General features: G+C 61.2%; 22 protein-coding genes. 10 read left to right on the top strand and 12 right to left on the bottom strand.

The annotated features are described in order from the left end of the window. Nucleotides 1–68 precede the first annotated feature (68 nt). The 3 genes from E2K80_RS05640 to E2K80_RS05630 are packed head-to-tail and all read left to right on the top strand — an operon-like array spanning nucleotide 69 to nucleotide 2,088. Entirely contained in the window at nucleotides 69–485 is a 417-nt protein-coding gene (locus tag E2K80_RS05640; RefSeq protein WP_135373557.1) for a hypothetical protein, read from the top strand. Between the two features lies 1 nt (nucleotide 486). After that, on the top strand, nucleotides 487–999 hold the full coding sequence (locus tag E2K80_RS05635; RefSeq protein ID WP_135373555.1) for an ImmA/IrrE family metallo-endopeptidase: 513 nt from the start codon (nucleotides 487–489) through the stop codon (nucleotides 997–999). A 9-nt stretch (nucleotides 1,000–1,008) separates the two neighbouring features. Next, nucleotides 1,009–2,088 carry a beta family protein gene (locus E2K80_RS05630; RefSeq protein WP_135373553.1) on the top strand — a complete coding sequence of 360 codons (1,080 nt, stop codon included), beginning with the start codon at nucleotides 1,009–1,011 and terminating at the stop codon, nucleotides 2,086–2,088. Between the two features lie 168 nt (nucleotides 2,089–2,256). On the opposite strand, the gene hflX is transcribed toward E2K80_RS05630, so the two are convergent. The 9 genes from hflX to dusB all read right to left on the bottom strand — a co-directional run bounded on the left by hflX (nucleotide 2,257) and on the right by dusB (nucleotide 14,463). Then, a complete protein-coding gene (gene hflX, locus E2K80_RS05625) occupies nucleotides 2,257–3,507 on the bottom strand; it encodes a GTPase HflX (protein ID WP_135376489.1) in 1,251 nt (416 codons plus the stop codon). A 38-nt stretch (nucleotides 3,508–3,545) separates the two neighbouring features. Further along, nucleotides 3,546–3,779, bottom strand: a complete 234-nt coding sequence (gene hfq, locus E2K80_RS05620) for an RNA chaperone Hfq (RefSeq protein ID WP_135373551.1) — start codon at nucleotides 3,777–3,779, stop codon at nucleotides 3,546–3,548. A gap of 238 nt (nucleotides 3,780–4,017) precedes the next feature. Then, complete coding sequence (locus E2K80_RS05615) at nucleotides 4,018–5,535, bottom strand: TrkH family potassium uptake protein (RefSeq protein WP_135373549.1); 1,518 nt, start codon at nucleotides 5,533–5,535, stop codon at nucleotides 4,018–4,020. 4 nt (nucleotides 5,536–5,539) lie between these two features. After that, on the bottom strand, nucleotides 5,540–6,916 hold the full coding sequence (trkA, locus tag E2K80_RS05610; protein WP_135373547.1) for a Trk system potassium transporter TrkA: 1,377 nt from the start codon (nucleotides 6,914–6,916) through the stop codon (nucleotides 5,540–5,542). Between the two features lie 308 nt (nucleotides 6,917–7,224). After that, complete coding sequence (gene ntrX, locus E2K80_RS05605; protein ID WP_135373544.1) at nucleotides 7,225–8,622, bottom strand: nitrogen assimilation response regulator NtrX; 1,398 nt, start codon at nucleotides 8,620–8,622, stop codon at nucleotides 7,225–7,227. Then, on the bottom strand, nucleotides 8,622–10,871 hold the full coding sequence (locus tag E2K80_RS05600; RefSeq protein WP_135373541.1) for a sensor histidine kinase NtrY-like: 2,250 nt from the start codon (nucleotides 10,869–10,871) through the stop codon (nucleotides 8,622–8,624). Before E2K80_RS05600 ends, ntrX begins: the two co-directional genes overlap by 1 nt. 101 nt (nucleotides 10,872–10,972) lie before the next feature. Next, nucleotides 10,973–12,346 (bottom strand): response regulator, encoded by a 1,374-nt coding sequence (locus E2K80_RS05595; protein ID WP_135373538.1) that lies wholly within the window; start codon nucleotides 12,344–12,346, stop codon nucleotides 10,973–10,975. A gap of 21 nt (nucleotides 12,347–12,367) precedes the next feature. Next, nucleotides 12,368–13,438, bottom strand: a complete 1,071-nt coding sequence (locus E2K80_RS05590; RefSeq protein WP_135373534.1) for a two-component system sensor histidine kinase NtrB — start codon at nucleotides 13,436–13,438, stop codon at nucleotides 12,368–12,370. Beyond that, nucleotides 13,435–14,463 (bottom strand): tRNA dihydrouridine synthase DusB, encoded by a 1,029-nt coding sequence (gene dusB, locus E2K80_RS05585; protein ID WP_135373530.1) that lies wholly within the window; start codon nucleotides 14,461–14,463, stop codon nucleotides 13,435–13,437. Before dusB ends, E2K80_RS05590 begins: the two co-directional genes overlap by 4 nt. Before the next feature lie 185 nt (nucleotides 14,464–14,648). On the opposite strand from dusB, the gene E2K80_RS05580 reads away from it, so the two are divergent. Genes E2K80_RS05580 through E2K80_RS05570 form a run of 3 tightly spaced genes read left to right on the top strand, consistent with a single transcriptional unit; the run spans nucleotide 14,649 to nucleotide 16,773 of the window. Beyond that, on the top strand, nucleotides 14,649–15,827 hold the full coding sequence (locus E2K80_RS05580) for a bifunctional 2-C-methyl-D-erythritol 4-phosphate cytidylyltransferase/2-C-methyl-D-erythritol 2,4-cyclodiphosphate synthase (RefSeq protein WP_135373528.1): 1,179 nt from the start codon (nucleotides 14,649–14,651) through the stop codon (nucleotides 15,825–15,827). Next, nucleotides 15,824–16,312, top strand: a complete 489-nt coding sequence (locus E2K80_RS05575) for a phosphatidylglycerophosphatase A family protein (protein ID WP_135373526.1) — start codon at nucleotides 15,824–15,826, stop codon at nucleotides 16,310–16,312. Before E2K80_RS05580 ends, E2K80_RS05575 begins: the two co-directional genes overlap by 4 nt. Continuing rightward, on the top strand, nucleotides 16,309–16,773 hold the full coding sequence (locus tag E2K80_RS05570; RefSeq protein ID WP_135373524.1) for a CinA family protein: 465 nt from the start codon (nucleotides 16,309–16,311) through the stop codon (nucleotides 16,771–16,773). Before E2K80_RS05575 ends, E2K80_RS05570 begins: the two co-directional genes overlap by 4 nt. Before the next feature lie 44 nt (nucleotides 16,774–16,817). Here E2K80_RS05570 and E2K80_RS05565 read toward each other — a convergent pair whose 3' ends face one another. After that, complete coding sequence (locus E2K80_RS05565) at nucleotides 16,818–17,279, bottom strand: type II toxin-antitoxin system RatA family toxin (RefSeq protein ID WP_135373522.1); 462 nt, start codon at nucleotides 17,277–17,279, stop codon at nucleotides 16,818–16,820. An 80-nt stretch (nucleotides 17,280–17,359) separates the two neighbouring features. On the opposite strand from E2K80_RS05565, the gene hpt reads away from it, so the two are divergent. The 3 genes from hpt (at nucleotide 17,360) to E2K80_RS05550 (ending at nucleotide 19,576) form a co-directional block, all read left to right on the top strand. After that, a complete protein-coding gene (hpt, locus tag E2K80_RS05560; protein ID WP_135373520.1) occupies nucleotides 17,360–17,896 on the top strand; it encodes a hypoxanthine phosphoribosyltransferase in 537 nt (178 codons plus the stop codon). Nucleotides 17,897–18,186: 290 nt separating this feature from the next. Further along, nucleotides 18,187–18,624, top strand: a complete 438-nt coding sequence (locus E2K80_RS05555; RefSeq protein WP_135373518.1) for a c-type cytochrome — start codon at nucleotides 18,187–18,189, stop codon at nucleotides 18,622–18,624. A 61-nt stretch (nucleotides 18,625–18,685) separates the two neighbouring features. Beyond that, entirely contained in the window at nucleotides 18,686–19,576 is an 891-nt protein-coding gene (locus tag E2K80_RS05550) for a cytochrome c (RefSeq protein WP_135373516.1), read from the top strand. Nucleotides 19,577–19,606: 30 nt separating this feature from the next. Here E2K80_RS05550 and lipA read toward each other — a convergent pair whose 3' ends face one another. Then, the gene (lipA, locus tag E2K80_RS05545) at nucleotides 19,607–20,560 is read right to left on the bottom strand and encodes a lipoyl synthase (protein WP_135373514.1); all 954 of its coding nucleotides are present in this window, start codon (nucleotides 20,558–20,560) and stop codon (nucleotides 19,607–19,609) included. A gap of 261 nt (nucleotides 20,561–20,821) precedes the next feature. Next, nucleotides 20,822–21,955, bottom strand: a complete 1,134-nt coding sequence (locus E2K80_RS05540; protein ID WP_443216548.1) for a DUF6456 domain-containing protein — start codon at nucleotides 21,953–21,955, stop codon at nucleotides 20,822–20,824. A gap of 210 nt (nucleotides 21,956–22,165) precedes the next feature. Here E2K80_RS05540 and E2K80_RS05535 point away from each other — a divergent pair, with 210 nt between their 5' ends. Then, nucleotides 22,166–22,438 carry a DUF6477 family protein gene (locus E2K80_RS05535; protein WP_135373510.1) on the top strand — a complete coding sequence of 91 codons (273 nt, stop codon included), beginning with the start codon at nucleotides 22,166–22,168 and terminating at the stop codon, nucleotides 22,436–22,438. Nucleotides 22,439–22,483 lie beyond the last annotated feature (45 nt).

The raw sequence follows: 22,483 nt of genomic DNA, 5'->3' as shown, positions 1-22,483 counted from the left end.
TAGAATGAATGGTTTACCTTGCGATGGAGTACAGTTAAACATTCTAAAAAACGGGTGCGTCGGGCGGTATGGGCCAGTTAGGTAGTTTTTTGAAGCTTGTCGCCGCAGCTTTTTGCGGTGCAGCAATCCTTTACATCGTCATATCGCACAACTCCGTGAACCTGCCTGACGCAACTTCCAGCGTCCCACTAGCCGAAATGAACATTAGCTACACCGATTTTCTGACGTTGTTGTTGACCTGCGTTACGGTTGTTTTGGCCGCTGTCGGTATCGCAATTGGTGTTGTTGCCGCCTACACGGTTTCGAGCCTTAAAGACGACGCCAAGTCTGAAGTGAATAATGCAGTCACAGAACGAATGAAAAAAGTCGATGAAAAGTTGGACAGGGTAGAAGCCAACTTGCAAGCGAAAGTAACAGCTATTGCTTACGGGGTCGGTCAAAGTCTTGACGATGAAGACGCCGATCCAGATATGGAGGAGAGATAGAATGGCGCAATCACGAGAATGGACGCGGTTATCGGGTGAGCATCGTGCATTGATCGAAGAATTTCAGGCGAACGAGTCCGTCGCGGTTGGCGCACTCGCACAACGCCTCGGCTTACGTATTAAGGTCGCAAATCTTGGGCCTGGAAATTCCGGTCAAATTTCGCGCAATGCGGATGGTGGTTACATAATTAAAGTAAATCGTTTTGAAGCTAAAGAGCGTCAGCGTTTTACGATTGCGCATGAGATTGCACATTTTCTACTTCACCGCGATATCATTGACGCATCCCCAGAAGGAATTAGGGATACTGTTTTGTACCGTTCTGGCGCACCAGAGAACATAGAGTATCAGGCTAATCGCCTTGCAGCCGATATCTTGATGCCTCGCGGTTCTGTAGAACGGCGACTTGGGGAACTCGGTGGTCGCGTGAGTGAGGGAGTCATTGAAGTGCTTGCGCAAGACTTCAAGGTGTCCAAAGGGGCAATGGAAATTCGTCTCCAGAATGTAGCAGCATAGGAAGTTCGCATGGCCCTAGAACGGGTATCTTACGTACCGACACTTGCAATACGCGCAAGCGAAATGCGGGGTTTGGAGTTCTTGCCTCTTGCGACAAAAGAGCGAATGACGCCGTGCGTCTTACTAGCTCCTTGGAGTAGCACGACAACACTCGGTAAGGCGATAGATCGATTTGAGACGGCTTTCCCCAAAGGCGACTACTTCCTTGATATTGACCGCGGCTATATTCCAACAAATCCCGATGCCGATGCACAAGTAGAACTCGCGTCGCTTAAAAACCCAGCTAACGCATATGCATCATGGTGTGAGTTTGTACAAAGGCATGAAAAAGTGATGCCCTGTTTGCAGCTTCGCGATCAAAACGAGGACGAAATTAGAAAACAGATTCAGCGGTATCGCGAATTTGGGCGAACTTTTGCGCTGCGCATCTTTCGTGATCGCGAACCGATAAACTTAGAAGACGCCATATCAGCGGTTTCCGCATTTGGTGCGGCTGACTTTGTAATCATCTTAGAAGGTGGATGGGCGCGAGATGCTTTACAACTACCGGCTTGGTTTAGCGGGATTATCGGAAACGCACTGGCCGAAATCAACGCGCAAGTTCCAATCGTTGCGTCATGCACGACCATGCCGAAAGGATATAGCAATTGCGTTGGTCGTACTAAGGTTGGGTTTTCAAATCGTGTTTTGGTCCAACAAGTACAAGCGAACAGGAATGACCGAAAAATTGTATATGGCGATTGGGGTAGTACCAGGCCACGTGAACAGACGGGTGGTGGCGGGCACGACATCCCAGAACGTATTGATTATCCGACCGAAGATTCGTGGTACATATATCGCAAACCTGACCCTGATTGGACATTTCAAAAAGCCGCAAAAATGCTCACTGAAGACGCTGAGGTTTGGAACGGAAAAACTGGTCAATGGGGTGAACAAATGATTGCTGAAACGAAAGTCAGTAAGCATCTTGGTATAACATCGCTGCAAAAAAATGTATCGGTCCGAGTGAACTTGCACCTTCATCGTCAGGCGTTCTACGGAACAGACCTGCCGCCAATGGAAGCACTTGAAGATGATTGGGAGGACTGATGACAGTGGTGTCAGAATGTCCGCTTTTTGACGGTAGCCTTGTGAAGTTTCTACCGCAGCGAATTTCTGCGTTCCGCTGATTTTTTGGCGCATAAGCCCTTCTATGTCGTTTGAACCATTCTCGCAAAAACTGACCTTCATGGGTAGCGCAGCATTCGCCACTTAACCTCAAAGCTGCCAAAACGCCTTTTCCTGGCGGCGGGTCCAGTTGACGGTCAGGTGGGCCGTATCCTCGTCCTGGTCTTCGGCCTCCACGACGCCCTGTTCGTAAAGCCAGGCGCGTTTGCGGCCTTCCGCGTGGGGCAGGTCAAGCTTTGTCTGGTGTCGCGGCGGGGAGACGGCGCGGGCGATGTCCGTCAGAAGCGGGGCAAGCCCCTGCCCGCTCAGGGCCGAAATCACATGGGTCGTGTCGCGCCGCCGGGCGATTTGGCTCAGTTCCTCGGCCCGGTCATCGGGCAAAAGGTCGGATTTGTTCCAGATCTCGATCATGGGCGCGCTGTCTTTGACCCCCAGATCAGCCATGATCGCGGCCACATCCTCGGCCTGCGCCCCGGTCTCGGGATGAGAGATATCGCGCACATGGAGGATCAGATCCGCGTCCAGCACCTCCTCCAGCGTGGCGCGGAACGCGGCAACCAGCTGCGTCGGCAGATCACTTATGAAACCCACCGTATCAGACAGAATCACCTCGGTCCCGTCAGGCAGGCTCACCGCCCGCATGGTCGGGTCAAGCGTGGCAAACAGCATGTCTTTCGCCATCACCTCGGCCCCGGTCATCCGGTTGAACAGCGTCGATTTCCCCGCATTGGTATAGCCCACCAGCGCCACCACCGGGTACGGCACCTTCTTGCGCGCGGCGCGATGCAGGGCGCGGGTTTTGACGACCTTGCCAAGCTGGCGGCGGATGCGGGTGACCGCCTCGTCAATCGCGCGCCTGTCCGCCTCGATCTGGGTCTCGCCGGGGCCACCGACAAAGCCAAGCCCGCCGCGCTGGCGTTCCAGATGGGTCCAGGCGCGGACCAGCCGGGTGCGTTGGTAGGACAAGGCCGCAAGCTCCACCTGCAACACCCCTTCACGGGTGCGGGCACGATCGGCGAAGATTTCCAGGATCAACCCGGTCCGGTCCAGAAGCTTGACGCCCCATTCCTTTTCCAGATTGCGTTGCTGCACCGGTGTGACCGGGCCATCGACCAGAACCAGACCGGCCCCGGCCTCTTCGATCCGGCGCTTCAACTCGGCGATCTTGCCTTTGCCGAACAGCAGGCCGGGCTGTGCCCTGGGCAGGCGCACAATCTCTGCACCGGCCACTTCCAGTTCAGGCAGGGCCGCGGCCAGTGCCACGGCCTCCTCCAGCGCGGGGGTGGCCGCGCGGCGGTTCCGGTTGGTCTCGATATCGGGGTGAAGGACGATGGCCCGCATCGCCGGGCCCTCGGTCTCGGCACTCAGCGAGTTATCGCTCACTCTTCCCCGTCATAGAGACTGATCGGCTGCGACGGCATCACCGTCGAAATCGCGTGTTTGTACACCAGTTGTGACTGACCATCACGGCGCAACAGCACACAGAAATTGTCAAACCAGGTGATGACCCCCTGCAGTTTGACACCATTGATCAGAAAAATCGTGACCGGGACCTTTGTTTTCCGAACATGGTTGAGAAACGAGTCCTGCAGGTTTTGTTTGTTTTCGGCCATTGTGAAACTTGCCTTGTCTTTTGTGCTGTCTTTGGATGGATGACAGTCTGTGAGCGGACGGAACAGAGTATGGGGGCAAGTTCAGCAGATTTCCACCCCGATTCCAGCGCATTATAGCATGCTGCCTTAAACCTGAGACATCGCGCATCACAAATGTCCCGGGAACGCGAAGCGTGGCAGGGTATTTGTGATTCAAGTTTCAGGCAGGGTGCTTTAGACAAGTGATGCTGCAAATGCATCACGCGCGCCAGTATCCCGGGTTGATCAGGGCCAGCAGAACCAGTGTTTCCATGCGCCCGATAATCATTGCCACAGCCAGGATCAGCTTGGCCAGATCGCTGAGCCCCAGATAGGAAATCGGGGTTTCTGCGGCGACGGATGCCAGCGGCCCGGTGGTGGTCAAGGCCGAGATCGCCAACACCATGGATGCCTCGAAATCCAGCCCCGCCAGCGCCAGAACGGTGCTGACACCGGCCAGGGTCAGAACGAATAACATGAAGAAAATCCATGCGATATAGGCCCCTTCCCGGCGAATCCGGCGGCCAAGGCGGCCCGCGCCCGCAACCGAGTTGGGGTGGGTCAGTTTGCCCATCTCGCGGGTGCCATGCTTGTACAGCGCATAGACCCGCAACAGTTTGACCCCGCCCGCGGTTGTCGCCACCCCGCCCCCCATCAGGACCAGCCCGATCAGGATCAGGCCGGGGGTCGGCAGGCCCGACCAGGCCCGCGCCATGCCCCAGCTTTCGGACACGAAACCGGTGGTTGTCAAAAATGACAACACGGTAAAGACACTGCCCCAAAGTGCGGCCAGCGCGGCTTTGGAATTGGCCAGTTCATCCACCTCCAGCGCACCCAGCCAATGGCGGGCGAAAAGCAGCGTCGGCAGAACCACAACCGCAAAGACCGCCAGGCGCAGCTCCCGGTCACGGGTCAGCCGCTGGGCAGCCTGGACCGCGCTTGCCGAGGCGAAGGACCAGCGCGAGACCGCAAAGATGAAAAACAGAAAAATCAACGCCTCCCCCGCCACGCCGGGGGCACGCCCCTCCATCCCGCCCACCGGGCTGATGCCCGAGGTGGCCATGGTCGACATCGCATGGATCAGCGCCGCCAGAGGCGTTTCCTGCGCAATCAGCAGACCAAGCCAGAGAAGGACGGTCAGCATCAGATAGATCGGCGCCAGCCGCAGGGTATGACGGCGCAGGCGTTCCGCCGGGGGGGCCGCCTGCATCTGCCCTGACCCGGCCTGCACACCGCCCAGAACCTGCGCCTCTGACGTGACCTCATACCCGCCAAGGTTCAGCGGCGCCAGAACCGCCACCGCCGTCACCCAGATCAGAAGCCCACCCATCCAGCCCACCAGCCCGCGCCACAGATGCACCGCAGGGGCCAGACGATCCGGGTCGAAAAAGCTGGCGCCGGTTGTGGTCAGGCTCGACACCATTTCGAGATAGGCGTTGATATAAAGCGTATTGCCCACCGCCTCGGACAGGGGAAAGGCCAGCATCAGCGGCAGCGCGATATAGGAAGACAACAGCCCGACCAGATGGACGCGGGGCGAGCTGGCCGGCCGCATGGTCTGGGTGGCAAACCCGATCAGCCCGGTCAGGAACAGAAACAGGATCGAGGAATAGAGGAACACCCGGCCGGTGAAATGGTCATCCATCCCGGTCGCCACCGCCGCAGGCACCAGCATCGCCAGCGCACCGATGCCCATCAGCACGACAATCAGTGGCAGGCGGGAGAAATAGCCGCGCATGAGCCTAGAAGAAATCTATCGAGACTTGCAGCAATGTCTCGACCGCCGGCACATCCGCCGCCATGGCGAAAATGGCAATGGCATCGCCTTCCTCGATCCGGGTCGACCCGGTGGGGCGCATCACCTTGCCGCCCTTCTGCACCGCGCCGATGATCACCCCCTCGGGGAAGTCGATATCGCGCAGGGCCCGCCCGGCAATGGGCGAGGTGGACAAGACCTGCGCCTCAATCACCTCGGCCTCGGCATCGCCGATGGAATAGACACCGCGCACCCGGCCATGGCGGATATGGCGCAGGATCGACCCCACCGTGGTGGTGCGCGGGTTCACATAGGCGTCGATCCCCAAAGGCATCATCAGCGGCACCAGTGTCGGGTCATTGACCAGGGCGATCGACACTTTCGCGCCTGCGGTCTTCGCCCGGACGGCGGCCAGAAGGTTGGTCTTGTCATCATCGGTGACACATAGCACCGTATCGGCCCGGTCCACCCCCGCCTCGCGCAGGATGTCGATATCAAGCCCGTCCCCATGCAGCACAATGGTCCGTTCCAGCGCATCGGCGGCCTGTTCGGCATTGTGGCGCGACATCTCCACCACCTTGGCGCGGATACGGGTGGCGCTTTTCTCCAGCTCCCGGGCCACGGCCAGCCCCACATTGCCGCCGCCGATGATCACCACCCGGTCCTGGGTTTTGGTCTCCTTGCCGAAAATCTCCAGGGTGCGGGAACTGTCCTGCACATGGGTGAAGACATAAATCTGGTCCCCCGCGAAAAGCTGATCGCCCGGTTCCGGTGCAAACAGCGTGCCCTCGCGCCGGATGCCCACCACAAGCGCGCGCAGGGTTGAAAACAGCTCGGACAACTGGCGCAGGGGGGTGTTGAGCACCGGGCAGTCATCATCGAGATGAATGCCCAGTATCTGCGCGTCCCCGCCCAGAAAGCTTTCCGTGTCGAAAGTCGAGGGTGAGGACAGGCGCCGCAATGCCGCGTTCGCCACTTCGCGTTCGGGGCTGATCACCACGTCAATCGGCAGATGATCCCGGCGATAGAGATCGGAATAGATCGCGTTCAGGTAGCTTTGCGCCCGCAGCCTGGCGATTTTGCGCGGGACCGAGAACACCGAATGGGCCACCTGACAGGTGACCATATTGACCTCATCGGAATGGGTCGCTGCGATGATCATATCCGCGTCACGCGCGCCCGCCCGGTCCAGAACATCGGGGTAAGAGGCAAACCCGGCCAGACCCTGCACATCCAGCGTTTCGGTGGCCCGGCGCACAAGATCGGGGTTGTTGTCAACCACCGTCACATCGTTGTTTTCGCCGGAAAGATGACGCGCGATTTGCCAGCCGACCTGGCCTGCGCCGCAAATGATGACCTTCATGTGCCTTTGCCCCGTGAGGGTCGGATCAGAGAGGTTCTGAATGGCAGGTTGCGCCCCTGCCGTCAATTGCGAGCCGACCCATCGGTAAAATTCCCGGTTTTGAAAACCCGCCTGCCCCGCGCCTTCGCACTCGCACGCGGTTTTCGATGGGGCGGCCTTGTAAAACGCAAATCGCTATCGGCGGCGGGCATCGCCGGGCGGGAGGGAGGTGTGGGATGATTCAGGATTTCAGGCCGGCGCTATAGGGCCACAAGCCGGAGCGCCGGAATTCTCCAGAATTCCACCCGCCCTCACAGCCGGCAATTGCCTCAGCTTTCCTCGACCTGGGCCACACGGGCGCCGGATTTGTTGGTGGTGACCACGCCCAGGGATTTCAGCTTGCGATGCAGCGCGCTGCGTTCCATCCCCACGAAACTGGCGGTGCGCGAGATATTCCCCCCGAAGCGGTTGATCTGCGCCATCAGATAATGCCGTTCAAACAATTCCCGCGCATCGCGGAGCGGCAAGGTGGTCAGGCCCGCCGACAGGGCAATATCCTCTTCCTCGCTTGCCGCCTCGCTTTGCCCCGGCAGGTCGCGCGCCTCGATCGGGCCGGTATCTTCGCCCAGGATCAGCACCCGTTCCACCACGTTTTTCAACTGCCGCACATTGCCGGGCCAGCGCATGGTTTGCAGCATGGCTTCCGCATCTTCGCCCAGATCACGCAGAGGCAGCCCCTGATCGGCATTGAACTGGGCAATGAAATGCTTCGCCAGAAGCGGGATATCCTCGCGCCGGTCCTCAAGACTGGGCACCTCGATCGGCACCACATTGAGCCGGTGATACAGTTCCTCGCGGAAGGTTCCCGCAGCAATTTCCGCCTGCAGGTCGCGCGTGGTTGAGGAGATCACCCGCAAATCCACCCGCACTTTGGCGGTCCCCCCCACACGGGTGAAAGACTGGTCGACCATCACGCGGAGAATTTTCGACTGCGTGCCAAGGGGCATATCGGCCACCTCGTCGAAATAGATCACCCCGCCATGGGCCTGTTCCAGCAGCCCCTGTTCCACCCCGCGTTCGGCGCTTTCCCGACCGAACAGCACCTCTTCCATATGGTCAGGCTGGATCGAGGCGGAATTGACCGTGACAAAAGGGGCATCGGCCCGGTTTGATTGCCCGTGAATATAACGCGCCGCCACCTCCTTGCCCGATCCGGCCGGGCCGGTCAGCATCACCCGGCCATTGGATTTGGTCACCTTGTCAAGCTGGCTTTTCAACGTCTTGAACGCCGCGCCCTGGCCAATCATCTCGGCGGTCTTGCCATCCTGACGGCGCAGCGCGGAATTCTCGCGGCGCAGGCGCGAGGTCTCCATCGCGCGGCGGATCACCACCATCAACTGGTCGATATTGAACGGTTTTTCGATGAAATCATACGCGCCCTGTTTGATCGCCGCGACCGCGATTTCGATATTGCCATGGCCTGAAATGATCACCACCGGCACATCCGGGTCATCGCGTTTGACATGTTTGAGGATGTCGATCCCGTCCATATTGCTGTCTTTCAGCCAGATATCGAGGATCATCAGCCCGGGCGAGGCGGCGTTCAATTCGGCCATGCACTCATCGGAATTGCCCGCCATGCGGGTGGTGAACCCCTCATCTTCCAGAATATCGCAAATCAACTCGCGGATATCACGCTCGTCATCGACGACCAGAATATCGGACATCATTCCTTCCCTTCCTGTTCAGATTGGCGCGGCAAATGAATCCGCGCGGCAGCGCCCCGATGCGCCCCTTCGGTGAATGGTTCAGCGTCCAGCAACTCAAGCGTACCATTATGTTCTTCAACAATTTTCTTCACGATCGGCAGGCCCAGACCGGTGCCCGTATCGCGGGTGGTCACGTAGGGCTCAAACAGTTTGGCGCGATCCACGGGCAGGCCGATGCCATTGTCACTGATCACAATGATCACCGCATCCGGGTCGGCCTCCATCGTGATGCGCAGCTCTGGCCGATACCCGTCCGGTGCGCCCTTTTCGGTAAAGCTTTCCGTGGCTTCCCCGCCATTCTTCATCAGGTTTGTGAACGCCTGCCCGATCATCGTGGCATCAATCTCGCAAAGGATGCTGTCCTCGGGGATGGTGGCGGTAAAGCGCACATCGGGCTGGCCCGTTTTCTGCAGGGTCACTGCCTCGCGCAACAGCCTGGCAATATCCTCGGGCCGCCGCTCAGGCTCGGGCATGCGGGCGAATTTCGAAAATTCATCAACAATGCGCCGCAAGTCATTGGTCTGGCGGATAATAACATCTGTGTATTGCTCCAGATCGGCGGCATTTTCCCCCAGTTTCGGGCCGAATTTGCGCCGCACACGTTCCGCCGACAACTGGATCGGCGTCAGCGGGTTCTTGATTTCATGGGCGATGCGCCGCGCAACATCCCCCCAGGCCGCCATGCGTTGCGCACTGACCAGCTGGGTGACGTCATCAAAAGCCACAACATACCCTTCCAGCGCATCCTGTGTATTGCGCCGGGTCGCCATGCGGACCAGCAGGCTTTCCAGCTTGCCCCGCCGCGCCAGCTTGATCTCTTCCTGCAAGGCTTCCCCGCCGCGATCCTGCAAACGCTCAAACAGACCGGCAAATTCCGGCACCGCATTGACCAGGCTCAGCCCATGGTCGCGTTGTTCAACCATGTCCAGCAACCCCAACGCGGCCCGGTTCATGAAATCCACCCGGCCCTGCGCATCCAGCCCGATCACTCCTGCGGTAACCGAAGACAGCACGGAATCGAACAATCGCCGGCTTTCCTCGGTCGCGCTGTTCTGCTCCACCAGACTGTCCCGCTGGCCTTTCAACTGCCGGGTCATCTGGTTGAACAGCCGCCCCAGCATGGCAATCTCGTCATCGCCCCGTTCCTCGGCCACGCGCACATTCAGATCACCCTGCCCCACGCGCTGCGCCGCACTGGCCAGACGCCCCACCGGGCGGCTGAGCCGTTCGGCAAACCACAATCCCAGCCAGATCGCCGCCAGGATCATGGTCAGTGCAAAACCCAGATAGAGCAGGCCGAATTCAAACAGAACCCGGCCCCGTTCGCTTTCAAGCTGGCGGTAAAGCTGTACCGTTTGCTGCGTGTCATCAAGCAGCGAGATGATCTGCCCATCCACCTCGCGGCTGACATAAAGATACCGGTCCACAAACGTCTCAAGCTGCAGAAGCGCGCGAAACTCATTGACCTCACGATCCTCGATAATCACCAGTTCACCGGCTCCCGCGCGGGCCAGATCAGCCTCATCCGGGCGCTCATAATCGAACAGATAACTGCGATCCCCCCGGGCGCGGATCTCCCCTCCTCCGTCAATCACAAACGCTTCCTGCAGGCCGCGCTGAATGCGCGACTGGCCCTGCCGCAGATATTGGCCAAGGGTGCCGTCTGACAGGAATGGCGTCGCCTGCCGGTTCAGGTTCAGATAGGCGCCAAGCGCCACCGCATCTGCCGCCAGATCATCGCGATGTTCCTGCTGATAAGCCTCGGCTGCATCCACGGAATTGCCAAGGGCCGAGGAGACGCGGTCGGAAAACCATCCTTCAAGGCCCATATTCACAGTGATCATGGCAAAGACGGCCACCAGAACCGTGGGGACCAAAGCGACAATGGCGAAGACACCGGTCAGACGCAGATGCAGCCGCGACCCGGCCGAGCGCGCGCGGCGGGCTGACACGATGCGGGCAACCTGCCGCAGAACCAGGGCGGCCACGACCAGAATGTAAACCATGTCGGCCAGCAGAACGAGACGCAGCGCGGGAGAATCGGCAGCCTCGTCCAGCGGCCCGAGCACCAGAAAGGTTGCCAGTGCCAAAGCCGGCCCCAGAAGCACCAGACCAAGCGTGCCCACATTGCGCACACGGCGTTGCTGGCGCAGCTCTAACAGCCTGTTGAAAGGGGATTTTACCGCACCATTCGCGGGTAACCGCACTGCTTTTCGCCCCCTGATATGGGGTCAGAATGCTGACCCGCCGCTAGACCTTGCGGTGCCGCGCGGGGCTGTTCCCCTTTCGCCACGGCACTGTTGCGGTTTTACATCAACTTGCGGCGGCGTGTCACGCGAATATCCAGATCGGTGATTTTCTTGCGCAAAGTATTCCGGTTGATCCCCAGAAGATCGGCGCATTTCGCCTGATTTCCACCGGTGGCCTCAAGGGCGATTTCAATCAGGGGCGTCTCCACCTCGCGCAGGATACGAGTGTACAGACCGGGCGGCGGCAACACCCCCCCGTGCAGATCGAAATACCGGCGCAGATGTTTGCCAACCGACGCGCTCAGCTTGTCGCCTTCGCCGCCGCCCATCAGCGGTTCGATGGCGGGCTGGTTGCCCAGCACGGCCTCAACCTCGGGTTTGGTGATTTCCTCGACCTGGCTGGTGACGGTCAGCCGGCGGATACAGTTTTCAAGCTGGCGCACATTGCCGGGCCAGGAATAGGCGCGGATCAGATCCATGGCATCTGGTGCAAACCGGCGTACCGGGGTCCCGTCACGCTCGGATCTTGCCAGAAAATGGGCGGTCAGAAGCGGGATGTCATCCACCCGTTCCCGCAGCGAGGGCACGTTGATGGTGACACCGCCAAGCCGGTAGAACAGATCCTGCCGGAACTCCCCGGCCTCCATCTTCTCCATCAGGTCTTTCTGGCTGGTCGCCATCACCCGCGGCGCGCCATCGCCCAGGGCATCCAGCATCCGCACGATCTTGCCCTGTGCCTCATCATCCAGATCGCCGACCTCATCAAACAGGATCGAGCCGCCACGGGCCCGCGACAGCACCGCTGACGGGCCATCGGCGCCCTCAAGATCGCCGATCGAGGCCACCACAAAGGGCAATGTCCGTCGGTCCGAAAAATCGTGGATCGCCCGCGCGATCAGGCTTTTGCCGGTGCCGCTTTCACCGGTGATCAGAACCGGCAATTCCGTGTTCATCACCCGCGCCACCAGCCGGTAGAGCGCCTGCATCTGTGCCGTGCGCCCCACCAGAGGCAGGTCATCCTGCCCGCTGACCGGGTCTTCATCCACGGGTTTGGCCACCGGCATCCGGCGTTTCTGGTCCAGCGCACGCGCGGCGCGTTTCATCAGATCGGGCAGGTCGAACGGTTTGGGCAGGTAATCATAGGCTTCGGCCTCGGTTGCCTGAATCGCCGTCATGATCGTATTCTGCGCCGAGATGATGATCACCGGAAGACCCGGGCGTTTGCCGGTGATCCGCGGCAGGGTATCCAGCCCGTTCCCGTCAGGCATCACCACATCCGAGATCACCAGATCGCCTTTGCCCTCTTCCACCCAGCGCATCAACGTCATCAGGCTTGAGGTCGCATGCACCTTGCAGCCGGCCCGGGTCAGCGCCTGGGTCAACACGGTTCGGATTGTGCGGTCGTCGTCAGCGACAAGAACGGTGCCGTCCATTTTGTCAGTCTCCTGAAAAGGTCATGGCGCGCCGTCTTTCGGCGCGACGGGAAGGGAAATGCGAAACACGGTGCGGCCCGGAACGCTGTCAACCGCGATCCAGCCTTCGTGATCGGCGATGATTTTCGAGACCAGCGCCAGGCCAAGCCCGGTGCCGTTTTCACGGCCCGAGACAAAAGGTTCGAAGATATCGGCGGCAATCGCCTGCGACAGGCCGGGCCCGTCATCTATGATCTCGATCTGCAGTGGCAGTGCCCCGCCCGATCCATCGCGGCGCCGCACCTTGAGACCCGGTTCATAAAAGCTGTGCAGGGTCAGGGTGCCGCCGGATTTGCAGGCCTGGGCGGCGTTTTTCAACAGGTTCAGAAACACCTGCTGCAACTGGTCCGGGTCGGCCCATGTCAGGGGCAGCGACGGGTCATAATCATATTCGATCTGCATATGGGCGGCAAAACCCACCATCGCGGATTTGCGCGCCCGGTCCAGCACATCATGAATGTTGACCGCGCGGCGATCCGGCGGGCGGACATTTCCGAATTCCTCAACCTGATCCAGCAGCTTCACGATCCGCCGGGTTTCGCCCACGATCAGATCCGTCAGTTCCCGGTCCTCGCCACTGGCATTCATCGAGATCAGCTGCGCCGCCCCGGTAATCCCCGCCAGCGGGTTCTTGATTTCATGGGCCAGCATTTCGGCCATGCCGATGGCCGATTTGGCTGCGGATTTCGACGACATGGCCCGGTCAAGCCGCCCGGCCAGTTCCCGGCTTTCCAGCAGGACCAGCACATGGTCGGGCTTGTCCGACAGCGGCGCGATCTGCACGTCACAGGTCACCGGTTTCTTGTTTCCCGTGCCCACTTCAACCGTATTGACGAATAGCGGGGCCTGCCCCTCCCGAACCCGGGCAAAGGCCGTCTCAAGCGGCGCATCGACAAAAACCTTGTCCCAGACCGGATACCCATGCAGCCCCTTGCGGGAGGCATTCAGAAACTGTTCCGCCGCCGGATTCACATCGCCGATGCAATCATGAACATCCAGGATCAGCGCAGGGATCGGCAAAGAGGTCCAGAGCGAGCTTGTCCATGCGGTCATGCGGCCCGCTCCGCCGGAAGAAGGGTCGGGGCCGCAGGAAGAGGCGGGGTCGCCGGGCGTGTCGGGCTCAGCGCCTCGGGCAGGCGCGCCAGAACCTCGCGCGGGTCCGTTGCGGTCAGGATCGCCCGGCGCCCTGCCGCATCCGTGCCCGCCCCGTCCATATACCAGCCCAGATGTTTGCGGGCCACGCGCAGCCCCGGATCGGGGCCGTAAAATGCCAGCATATGGCGGTAATGCCCGGCCACCATACGGGCCAGCGCCGCGCCCTGCGGGATCACCGGGGCGGGGGTTCCGAACAGGTCATGCGCGATGCGGGCAAGCTGCCAGGGCCGGCCCTGCGCCCCACGCCCGACCATCACGCCGCTGGCACCCGAGGCCGTCAAAGCCGCCCGCGCGGTGCCTGTGTCGGTAATATCCCCATTGGCGATCACCGGGATCGTCACCGCCGCGCGCACCGCGCGGATTGCGGCCCAATCGGCGCGGCCCTTGTAGAACTGGCACCGGGTGCGCCCATGAATGGTGATCATCCGGATGCCCGCAGCCTCGGCGCGCAGGGCCAGATCGGCGGCATTCAGGCAGGTATCATCCCAGCCAAGCCGGGTTTTCAACGTCACCGGCAGCGAGACCGCGCCCACCACCGCCTCGATCAGGCCAAGCGCGTGATCCAGATCGCGCATCAGGGCCGAGCCGGAGGCACCGTTCACCACCTTCTTGGCGGGACAGCCCATATTGATGTCGATGACCCGCGCGCCCTGCCCTTCGGCGCATTTCGCCGCCTCGGCCATCCAGTATGCCTCACAGCCCGCAATCTGCACGGCGGTGTTTTCCTGATCATATCCCAGTTCGGCCCGCGCCCGGACACTGGGCTTTGCCTGCACCATCTCCTGGCTGGCAACCATTTCCGAGACAACCAGACCCGCCCCGAACCCCGCGACCAGCTGGCGAAAGGGCAGATCGGTGATGCCGGCCAAAGGGGCCAGAAGAACCGGAGGCGTCAGCGCCCGCCCTGCCAGAGAAACTGTCAATTGCTCAAACCTTGTGCAGATGCTGTTTGAGGTAATGCCTGCCACCGGGAAGGGCAAAGGAAACCCTGTGTTATTAACAAGGCCCAAAATCAATTGCACAATAAATAGGCAATGCGGCGCGAAATTGACCAAAACCCTGACCTCTGATTGTGCAGCGCGGGCAGAGGCCCTATCACAGCCGGATGATGACACACCCGAAGATACCGCCGGATGCGACCACCGCCGCCCTCATCGTTGCCGCCGGGCGCGGGATCCGGGCGGGCGGGGGAATTCCAAAGCAATACAGGGCATTGGCGGGCGACGCTGTTCTGGCCCGGACGATCCGCGCCTTTGCCGCACATCCGGCGATCGGCCAGATCCTGGTGGTGCGGCATGCCGATGATTCCACGCTGTTTCAGGCCGCCTGCCCAAAGGATGTGCGCCCGGTGACAGAGGTGATCGGCGGTGACAGCCGCGATGCTTCGGTCCGCGCCGGGCTGGCGGCGGTGACAGGCGGCATGACCCGGGTGCTGATCCATGATGCGGCGCGCCCGCTTGTCTCCCGGGCGGTGATCGACGGCGTGCTGAACGCGCTGGATCACCATGATGGTGCCGCCCCGGCCCTCGCGGTCAGTGATGCGCTCTGGCGGGGCGCACAAACCGTCACCGGCCCTGAAGACCGCGCCGGGCTGTGGCGGGCGCAAACGCCCCAGGGGTTCCGGCTGGAGGCGATCCGCGCGGCCCATGCGGCCCATGCAGCCAATGCAGGCGGCGCCGCCGATGATGTGGAGGTTGCCCGCGCCTTCGGAATAGAGGTTGCGATCACCCAAGGGGATGAGGACAATCTGAAACTCACCCTGCCACAGGATTTCGCCCGCGCCGCGCGCCTGCTGAAGGATACAGAGATGGATATTCGCACCGGCAACGGGTTTGACGTCCACCGCTTCGGGCCGGGCGACCAGGTGATGTTATGCGGGGTGCCGGTGCCCCATATGCGCGGCCTTCAGGGCCATTCCGACGCCGATGTGGGCCTGCATGCGGTGACCGACGCGATTTATGGCGCATTGGCCGCAGGCGATATCGGCACCCATTTCCCCCCGTCCGACCCGCAATGGAAAGGCGCCGAAAGCCATATTTTCCTGAACCATGCGGTGGAACTGGCCGCGGGTCAGGGCTTCCGCATCACCCATGCGGATCTGACCCTGATATGTGAACGCCCAAAGATCGGCCCCCATGCAGCGGCGATGCGGGCCGAACTGGCCCGTCTGTTGCGGATTGATCCGGGGCGGGTCTCGGTCAAGGCCACCACCTCGGAACGGCTTGGCTTCACCGGCCGCAAGGAAGGCATCGCCGCCATGGCCACAGCAACATTGGTGACATCATGACCCACGCGATCACAACCCTGTTCGGCATCGGCCATCTGCGCCCGGCCCCCGGCACATGGGGCAGTCTGGCGGCCCTGCCCCTGGCCTATCTGCTGCATCTGGCCGGTGGCTTCTGGGTCTTCTTCATCGCCACCATCCTTGTTGCCGGTCTTGGCTGGTGGGCGACAGGTGTTGAAACCCGCGACGCGGCCGATCATGACCCGTCGGAAATCGTGATCGACGAGGTTGTCGGCCAGTGGATCGCGCTTTGGCCGGTCTCTTTCGGGGCGATGTTTGCCGATATGGATATGCTGCGGCTCTGGCCCGGGCTGCTGAGCGCCTTCATCGCGTTCCGCGCCTTCGACATCCTGAAACCCGGCCCCGTGGGCTGGGCCGACGGGCTCAAAGGGCCCACCGGGGTGATGCTGGACGATATCATCGCGGGCTGGATGGCCGCCCTGGTGGTGGCGGTGCTGGCCGTGTTCGCCCATCTGGTGCTGGTGTGAGCGCGGAACAGGTGATCGCAGCCCTTGCCGCACGGGGCTGGATGCTGGCCACGGCGGAAAGCTGTACCGGCGGGCTGATCGCAGGCGCAATCACCGATATCGCCGGATCGTCAGTGGCGCTGGACCGGGGGTTTGTGACCTATTCCAACACTGCCAAGATCGAGATGCTGGGGGTGAGGGCCGAAACGCTGGAGGCATTCGGCGCGGTTTCCAACGAAGTTGCGGCAGAGATGGCCAAAGGTGCGCTGGCCCGGTCACACGCGCAGATCGCCCTGTCCGTCACCGGCATCGCCGGGCCGGGGGGATCAGAAAACAAACCCGAGGGGCGGGTCTGCTTTGGTCTTGCCACAGAGGCTGCGGTTACGACGCAGATGAAGGATTTCGGCGTGATCGGACGCAAAGGGGTGCGGGCCGCGACAGTTGCCCATGCTCTGGATTTGATCCTGAATGCAGCGGCGTAGATGGAATTCCCGGGAATTCCACCTGGAAAACGCGCGTTTTCCAGTCACCCCGGCGGGGGGCCATACAGAGCCTCCGCCCGGGTCTCGAAAGCGCGCACGATCCGCTGCATCGCCTCGTGAAAAAACATCCCCGCCGCCCCCTGCAGCAACCGGTTTTTGAACTCGAAATCCACGTCAAAATGCACCAGGCACCCGCCCTCGGCCTCCTCAAACCGCCAGGATGACATCATGTGCTTGAACGGCCCGTCGATATATTCCGTGTCGATCCGGCGGAGCCCCGGCCGCAGAACCACCCGCGACCCGAACCGTTCGCGAAACATTTTGAATCCCACCACCAGATCGGCCAGCATCACCTCGCCCGTGCCATCGGTCAGCGCAGAGACCGAGCGGACCCGCGCCGCATTCGTCCATGGAATGAACTCCGGGTAGCGCGCCACATCCGCCACAAGGGCATAGATCTGATCCGCAGTATAGCTGAGGGCACGGGTTTCGGAATGGCTGGGCATGGGGTGGTTTTGTTCTTTCGGGTATGGGGATCATGTCCTAGAGTTCGGCGGGAAAATCAAGCGGTTCGACCGGGGACAGAATGGCGCAGCCAGCGTATGAAATCGACATGATGATCTCGGCCAAGGCCATCGCGGCCCGGATCGAAAGCCTGGCCCGCGACATCGAGGCGGAATTTGCAGGCACCGACAAGCTGGTGCTGGTCGGGCTCTTGAGGGGCAGTTTTGTTTTCATCGCCGATCTGGTGCGTGAATTGACCCTGCCGGTCGAGATTGATTTTCTGGAAGCCTCCTCTTACGGCGACGGCACCGAAAGCTCCCGCGAGGTGCGGATATTGAAGGATCTGAGAGGCAAGATCGGCGGGCGCGATGTGCTTCTGGTCGAGGATATCGTTGATACCGGTCACACGCTAAGCCATGTGATCCGGCTGTTGAAAACCCGCGCACCCGGCAAGTTGAGAACCATTGCCTTGCTGGATAAACCAAGCCGGCGCGAGGTGGATGTGCGCGCCGACTGGACCGGCTTTGAAATCCCCGATGAATTTGTCGTGGGCTATGGCATTGATTACGCGCAGCGCAATCGCAACCTGCCCTATATCGGCAAGGTCCGGTTTGTCTGAAACGGTTTGTGTCTGATCTGCATCGAAAATCCTTCACTTTGGCGGATATTTGCTGGATGCGCTGACAACCCGGAATCAAGCCGAAGGCGCCGGGCGAGCGCCTGTCCCGGATCAGGCCGCATCAAGTCAAAACCGCGCACGCCCTGTGCACATATGCACATCAGCCCTGTGATCCCGCACAGTGAAGCCTGGCCGGACCAGAGCGCGCCTGTGTTAAGGTTTTGGGATACATATACATCGTCTCAGCCAGGAGAAGTCTTATGACACCAGCGCGACGTTTCACTTTGCCAATGGCTTGTCTGTCTCTCGCCATCGGCGCCACCGCCTTTGCACAACAGGATTTTTCAAGCGTCATCGGCGCCCGCCAGGGCGAGATGCGGGTTTTATCCCTGAACCTCGGGATCCTCGGCAATATGGCACGGGGCAATATCGACTATGACGCCGGTATGGCGCAGATCGCCGCCGATAATCTGGTGGCCATATCCATGCTCCATCAGGAGCCGTTCTGGCCCGCAGGCTCCGATAACGGTGCTGCCGAAAACACCCGGGCCCTGCCCGCGATCTGGGAGGATCAGGCCGGGTTTGCCGAAGACTGGAGTGATCTTGGCACCGCCGCGACCGGTTTGCAGGCCGTGGCCGGGGACGGTCTGGATGCTCTGCGGGGCGCGATGGGGCCCATGGGCGGGGCCTGTGGCGCCTGCCATGATGATTTCCGCCAGCCCCGTTGAGAAACGGACATGCGGGTCCTGAGAAGAATGCCCCCGTATATCCCCGGTCACAGGATGTGATGTGAAACGCCTGATCTCTGTCATATCGGTTCTGGCTGTGACCGGGGCGGCCATCGGCTGGTTTCTGACCCGGCCGGACCGCATTGATCCGGCCCTGCTTGCCGGGATGAGCGGGGATGCCGCCCGGGGCGAGGCGGTGTTCTGGGCGGGTGGCTGCGCCTCCTGCCACGCGGGTCCGGAGGCCGAAGGCGACGCAAGGCTGATCCTGTCGGGGGGGCGCCGGTTTGCCTCTGATTTCGGGACATTCCTGGCCCCCAATATCTCCTCTGACACCGAGGCCGGTATCGGCGGCTGGAGTGATCTGGATTTTCTCAATGCGTTGCAAAACGGTGTCTCGCCCGAAGGGCGGCATTATTATCCGGTCTTCCCGTATACGGCCTATCGCCTGGCCACGGTACAGGACCTGATCGACCTGCGCGCCTTCATGGCCACCCTGCCCGCCTCGCCCGCGCCGTCCCTGCCGCATGAGGTGGGGTTCCCCTTCTCGGTCCGGCGCGGGGTGGGCGTCTGGAAGCTCCTATACATGCCCGATGGGGTGATGCCTTTCGACGCCCTGTCCGAGGCCGCAACCCGCGGGCAGTATCTGGCCGAGGCGATGTCGCATTGCGGCGAATGCCACACCCCGCGCGACGCCCTTGGCGGGCTGGACAGAAGCCGCTGGCTGGCAGGCGCGCCAAACCCCAATGGCGAGGGGCAGATACCCAATATCACCCCGGGCGCGCTTGACTGGTCCGAGGCCGATATCGCCGCCTATCTGCGCGACGGCTTCACCCCCGATTTTGACAGCGCAGGCGGGCATATGGCCGATGTCATCCGCAATCTGGCGATGCTGGAAGACACCGACCGCACCGCGATTGCGGCCTATCTCAAGGCGCTACCGGAGCATCCGTAAGACCGGCTGCGGCCGTATCCAACGGCCCATTCATCCCTGCCCCAGCCTGGCCAGACGCGCCGCGCGCAATTGCGCGAAATCATCGCCCGCGTGATAACTTGAGCGGGTCAGCGGCGTGGCAGACACCATCAGAAAGCCTTTGCCATAGGCGGCTTTCTCATAGGCGGCGAATTCCTCGGGTGTGACGAACCGGTCCACCGCATGGTGTTTGGGGGTTGGTTGCAGGTACTGACCGATGGTCAGAAAATCAATATCGGCGGCGCGCATATCCTCCATCACCGCATGCACCGCCTGCCGGTCTTCGCCAAGGCCGACCATGATCCCGGATTTGGTGAACATGGCGGGGTCGATCTCCTTGACCCGTTGCAGCAGGCGCAGGCTGTGGAAATAGCGCGCGCCGGGGCGCACCTCGGGGTAGAGGCCCGGAACCGTTTCCAGATTATGGTTGAACACATCCGGTCTGGCAGCAACGACAATTTCCAGCACCGACGGATCACAGCGGATGAAATCCGGCGTCAGAATCTCGATCGTGGTGCCCGGGGACTGGCGGCGGATGGCGCGGATGGTCCGGGCGAAATGTTCGGCCCCGCCATCCTTGATATCATCCCGGTCGACCGAGGTGATCACCACATGGTTCAGCCCCAGTTTCTTCACCGCATCGGCCACCCGGCCCGGCTCGAACACATCCAGATCTTCGGGCGGCTTGCCGGTGGCGATGTTGCAGAAGGTGCAGGCGCGGGTGCAGACCTCGCCCATGATCATCATCGTGGCATGGCCCTGAGACCAGCATTCCCCCACATTGGGGCATCCGGCCTCTTCGCAGACCGTGGTCAGCTTATGCTCGCGGATGATCTGATGGGTCTGCTTATAGCCTTCCCCCACAGGGGCCTTGACCCGTATCCAATCCGGCTTTCTGGGCTGGGCATTGTCAGGGCGATGCGCCTTTTCAGGGTGGCGCTGCTCGGGCAGTTTCAGGTCACGCATCGGGGCCTCCCGGTCCTGAAGGGCAAGATTGTTTAACACTATAGCGAAATCGTTTTACTCTGCACCATCGCTTATCGAAATTCGCGTTCGAGATCAGAAGTTTGCTGATCGAGAGGCAGCAAATTTCGATTCAGATGAAACGATTTCTGCTTTAAATAACCTTGTTGGACGACAATGTAACCCGTCAATCCGGCACAGGCGGTCTGCACCGCCTGCAAAGCTTGGACATGCACAGCCCCGGCGGGGTTAACCTATACCCCGTCAATCACAACGCGCCGGGGTAAACCCATGGCACCGCTGATAATACTGAAGCAGCCGCTGAAGCCCGATCTTCAACACGATTTTACCGGATCGCGCCGACCAGCCAAGCCGCTTTTCAGCGGATTCAAGTCCCTCCAGAAAACAGCACACGCGCAGCACCACATCCGCCAGACCGGGCCCCAGATCATCCAGCGCATCACTCACCCGCTGCCGTGCCGCGCGCGGACCTTCGGCCAGACCGCTGTCAGACAGGAACCCGCCCCTGTCACTGCCGGTCAGGAACCGGTCCCAGTTCTGGGCCACACGCGGGCCCATCTGGGCGCGTTCAAAATCTTCCCGCAGCTTTTCACCGGCCTGCACCAGATCCATGGTCAGAAACGGTTTTCCATCCGCCCCCTTGCGGCGCGCCAGACCGGCAAGCGGCGATTCCGACAGATTGACCCGTATGTTCCGGGTATTGCCGCCATCGCGCACCTGCCGGTCGCCCCAGACCTGATGCTGGGCCTGAAACGGGGTTGCGGCCTCGGCCATTTCCAGACCGGCCTGACGGCGGCGCCGATCTTCATCAATCAGGCGTTTCAGGGCGGATTTGCCCATCGCGGTGATCTGATAGGTGCTGATCCGCCCGCGCCGCGCGGTCGCGATCCAGTCTTTCAGGGCGAAGGCCTGGGCGATGGAGCGATCCACCACCGCAGTGCGGGTCTGCGCGCCTTCAGGCCCCGGGCGCAGCACCACCGCCTTTTCCATATCCCGGGCCACGACCAGCACCGCCTCTTTCTCGCACAGCCGTCGCAGGATGCGCCGGGCCTCGCGGTTGATCGTCGGTTCGTCGGACACCACGGAGGGGCGGTAGGCTGCTGTCATTTGAGGACGCTCCTTGGACAAATCAATCATATGTGTATCCGGCAGCCCCAAAGCACTTAACGCGGTCAGCGCTTCATCAATCAGCGGATCGTCCCGGGTCGCCTCCACCTGGCGGACACGCCGCAGGACTGTGGATGGATGCACTTTCGAGGCCCGCGCGATCCCGCGCAGGGACTGGCCCAGAACCACGTGACGCAAATACTGTTCCGGCCCCGGAGGCAACCAGGATGGCAGGCCCGACAGGTCATGGTGATCGTTCCGAGAGGTCACCGGCGCCTCCATGATAAAGCTGTGGATAACACCGCTCCAAGCCTTGGCTGTATTGATTACTGAACGGTTAAAATCTGTGGAAAAGCTGTGAATTGTTTTCAAATTGTAAACAAATCCGGAGCACCGCGCGCAGGTCAAAAAAATCCGCAACAGGCCGGGTCAGCAGGTCAGGCTGATCGCGTCACAAAACGGTTTCAGAAGGGATTTGCGATGACCGATCTTACCGCCACACTTGCCAGCCTGCACCGCCCGAAACTGCTGGTGCGCGCCGCGAGGTTCGGGGCTGCCGCCCTGGCCCGCCGCAGCACCCACAGGCCCGATCAGCCCGCCCGGGCCCTCACCCGCCTGCTGGAGGAGGAGGAAACGCTGAACATCGCCCGGGCCACCGGCCAGGCCGGATATTCCCCGACCCGCCATGTGGAGGTGCTGACCATATTGCTCAGCGCCGCATCGCCCGCTCAGGGTGTTGCGAGGCATGCGTAGGGTCATGGGAGGAAATTCTCTGATAGACCCTACGCCACGTGCTGT

Source organism: Rhodophyticola sp. CCM32, assembly GCF_004751985.1.
Lineage (GTDB): Bacteria > Pseudomonadota > Alphaproteobacteria > Rhodobacterales > Rhodobacteraceae > Rhodophyticola.
The sequence above is the reverse complement of the archived record's forward strand: the minus strand, read 5'-3'. Positions and strand labels throughout refer to the sequence as shown.

Excerpts from the sequence above, each read along its gene's own strand:
- E2K80_RS05640 (WP_135373557.1), top strand. The coding sequence starts at position 69 with ATGGGCCAGTTAGGTAGTTTTTTGAAGCTTGTCGCCGCAGCTTTTTGC.
- E2K80_RS05635 (WP_135373555.1), top strand. The coding sequence starts at position 487 with ATGGCGCAATCACGAGAATGGACGCGGTTATCGGGTGAGCATCGTGCA.
- E2K80_RS05630 (WP_135373553.1), top strand. The coding sequence starts at position 1,009 with ATGGCCCTAGAACGGGTATCTTACGTACCGACACTTGCAATACGCGCA.
- hflX (WP_135376489.1), bottom strand. The coding sequence starts at position 3,507 with ATGCGGGCCATCGTCCTTCACCCCGATATCGAGACCAACCGGAACCGC.
- hfq (WP_135373551.1), bottom strand. The coding sequence starts at position 3,779 with ATGGCCGAAAACAAACAAAACCTGCAGGACTCGTTTCTCAACCATGTT.
- E2K80_RS05615 (WP_135373549.1), bottom strand. The coding sequence starts at position 5,535 with ATGCGCGGCTATTTCTCCCGCCTGCCACTGATTGTCGTGCTGATGGGC.
- trkA (WP_135373547.1), bottom strand. The coding sequence starts at position 6,916 with ATGAAGGTCATCATTTGCGGCGCAGGCCAGGTCGGCTGGCAAATCGCG.
- ntrX (WP_135373544.1), bottom strand. The coding sequence starts at position 8,622 with ATGTCCGATATTCTGGTCGTCGATGACGAGCGTGATATCCGCGAGTTG.
- E2K80_RS05595 (WP_135373538.1), bottom strand. The coding sequence starts at position 12,346 with ATGGACGGCACCGTTCTTGTCGCTGACGACGACCGCACAATCCGAACC.
- E2K80_RS05590 (WP_135373534.1), bottom strand. The coding sequence starts at position 13,438 with ATGACCGCATGGACAAGCTCGCTCTGGACCTCTTTGCCGATCCCTGCG.
- E2K80_RS05580 (WP_135373528.1), top strand. The coding sequence starts at position 14,649 with ATGACACACCCGAAGATACCGCCGGATGCGACCACCGCCGCCCTCATC.
- E2K80_RS05575 (WP_135373526.1), top strand. The coding sequence starts at position 15,824 with ATGACCCACGCGATCACAACCCTGTTCGGCATCGGCCATCTGCGCCCG.
- E2K80_RS05565 (WP_135373522.1), bottom strand. The coding sequence starts at position 17,279 with ATGCCCAGCCATTCCGAAACCCGTGCCCTCAGCTATACTGCGGATCAG.
- hpt (WP_135373520.1), top strand. The coding sequence starts at position 17,360 with ATGGCGCAGCCAGCGTATGAAATCGACATGATGATCTCGGCCAAGGCC.
- E2K80_RS05555 (WP_135373518.1), top strand. The coding sequence starts at position 18,187 with ATGGCTTGTCTGTCTCTCGCCATCGGCGCCACCGCCTTTGCACAACAG.
- lipA (WP_135373514.1), bottom strand. The coding sequence starts at position 20,560 with ATGCGTGACCTGAAACTGCCCGAGCAGCGCCACCCTGAAAAGGCGCAT.
- E2K80_RS05535 (WP_135373510.1), top strand. The coding sequence starts at position 22,166 with ATGACCGATCTTACCGCCACACTTGCCAGCCTGCACCGCCCGAAACTG.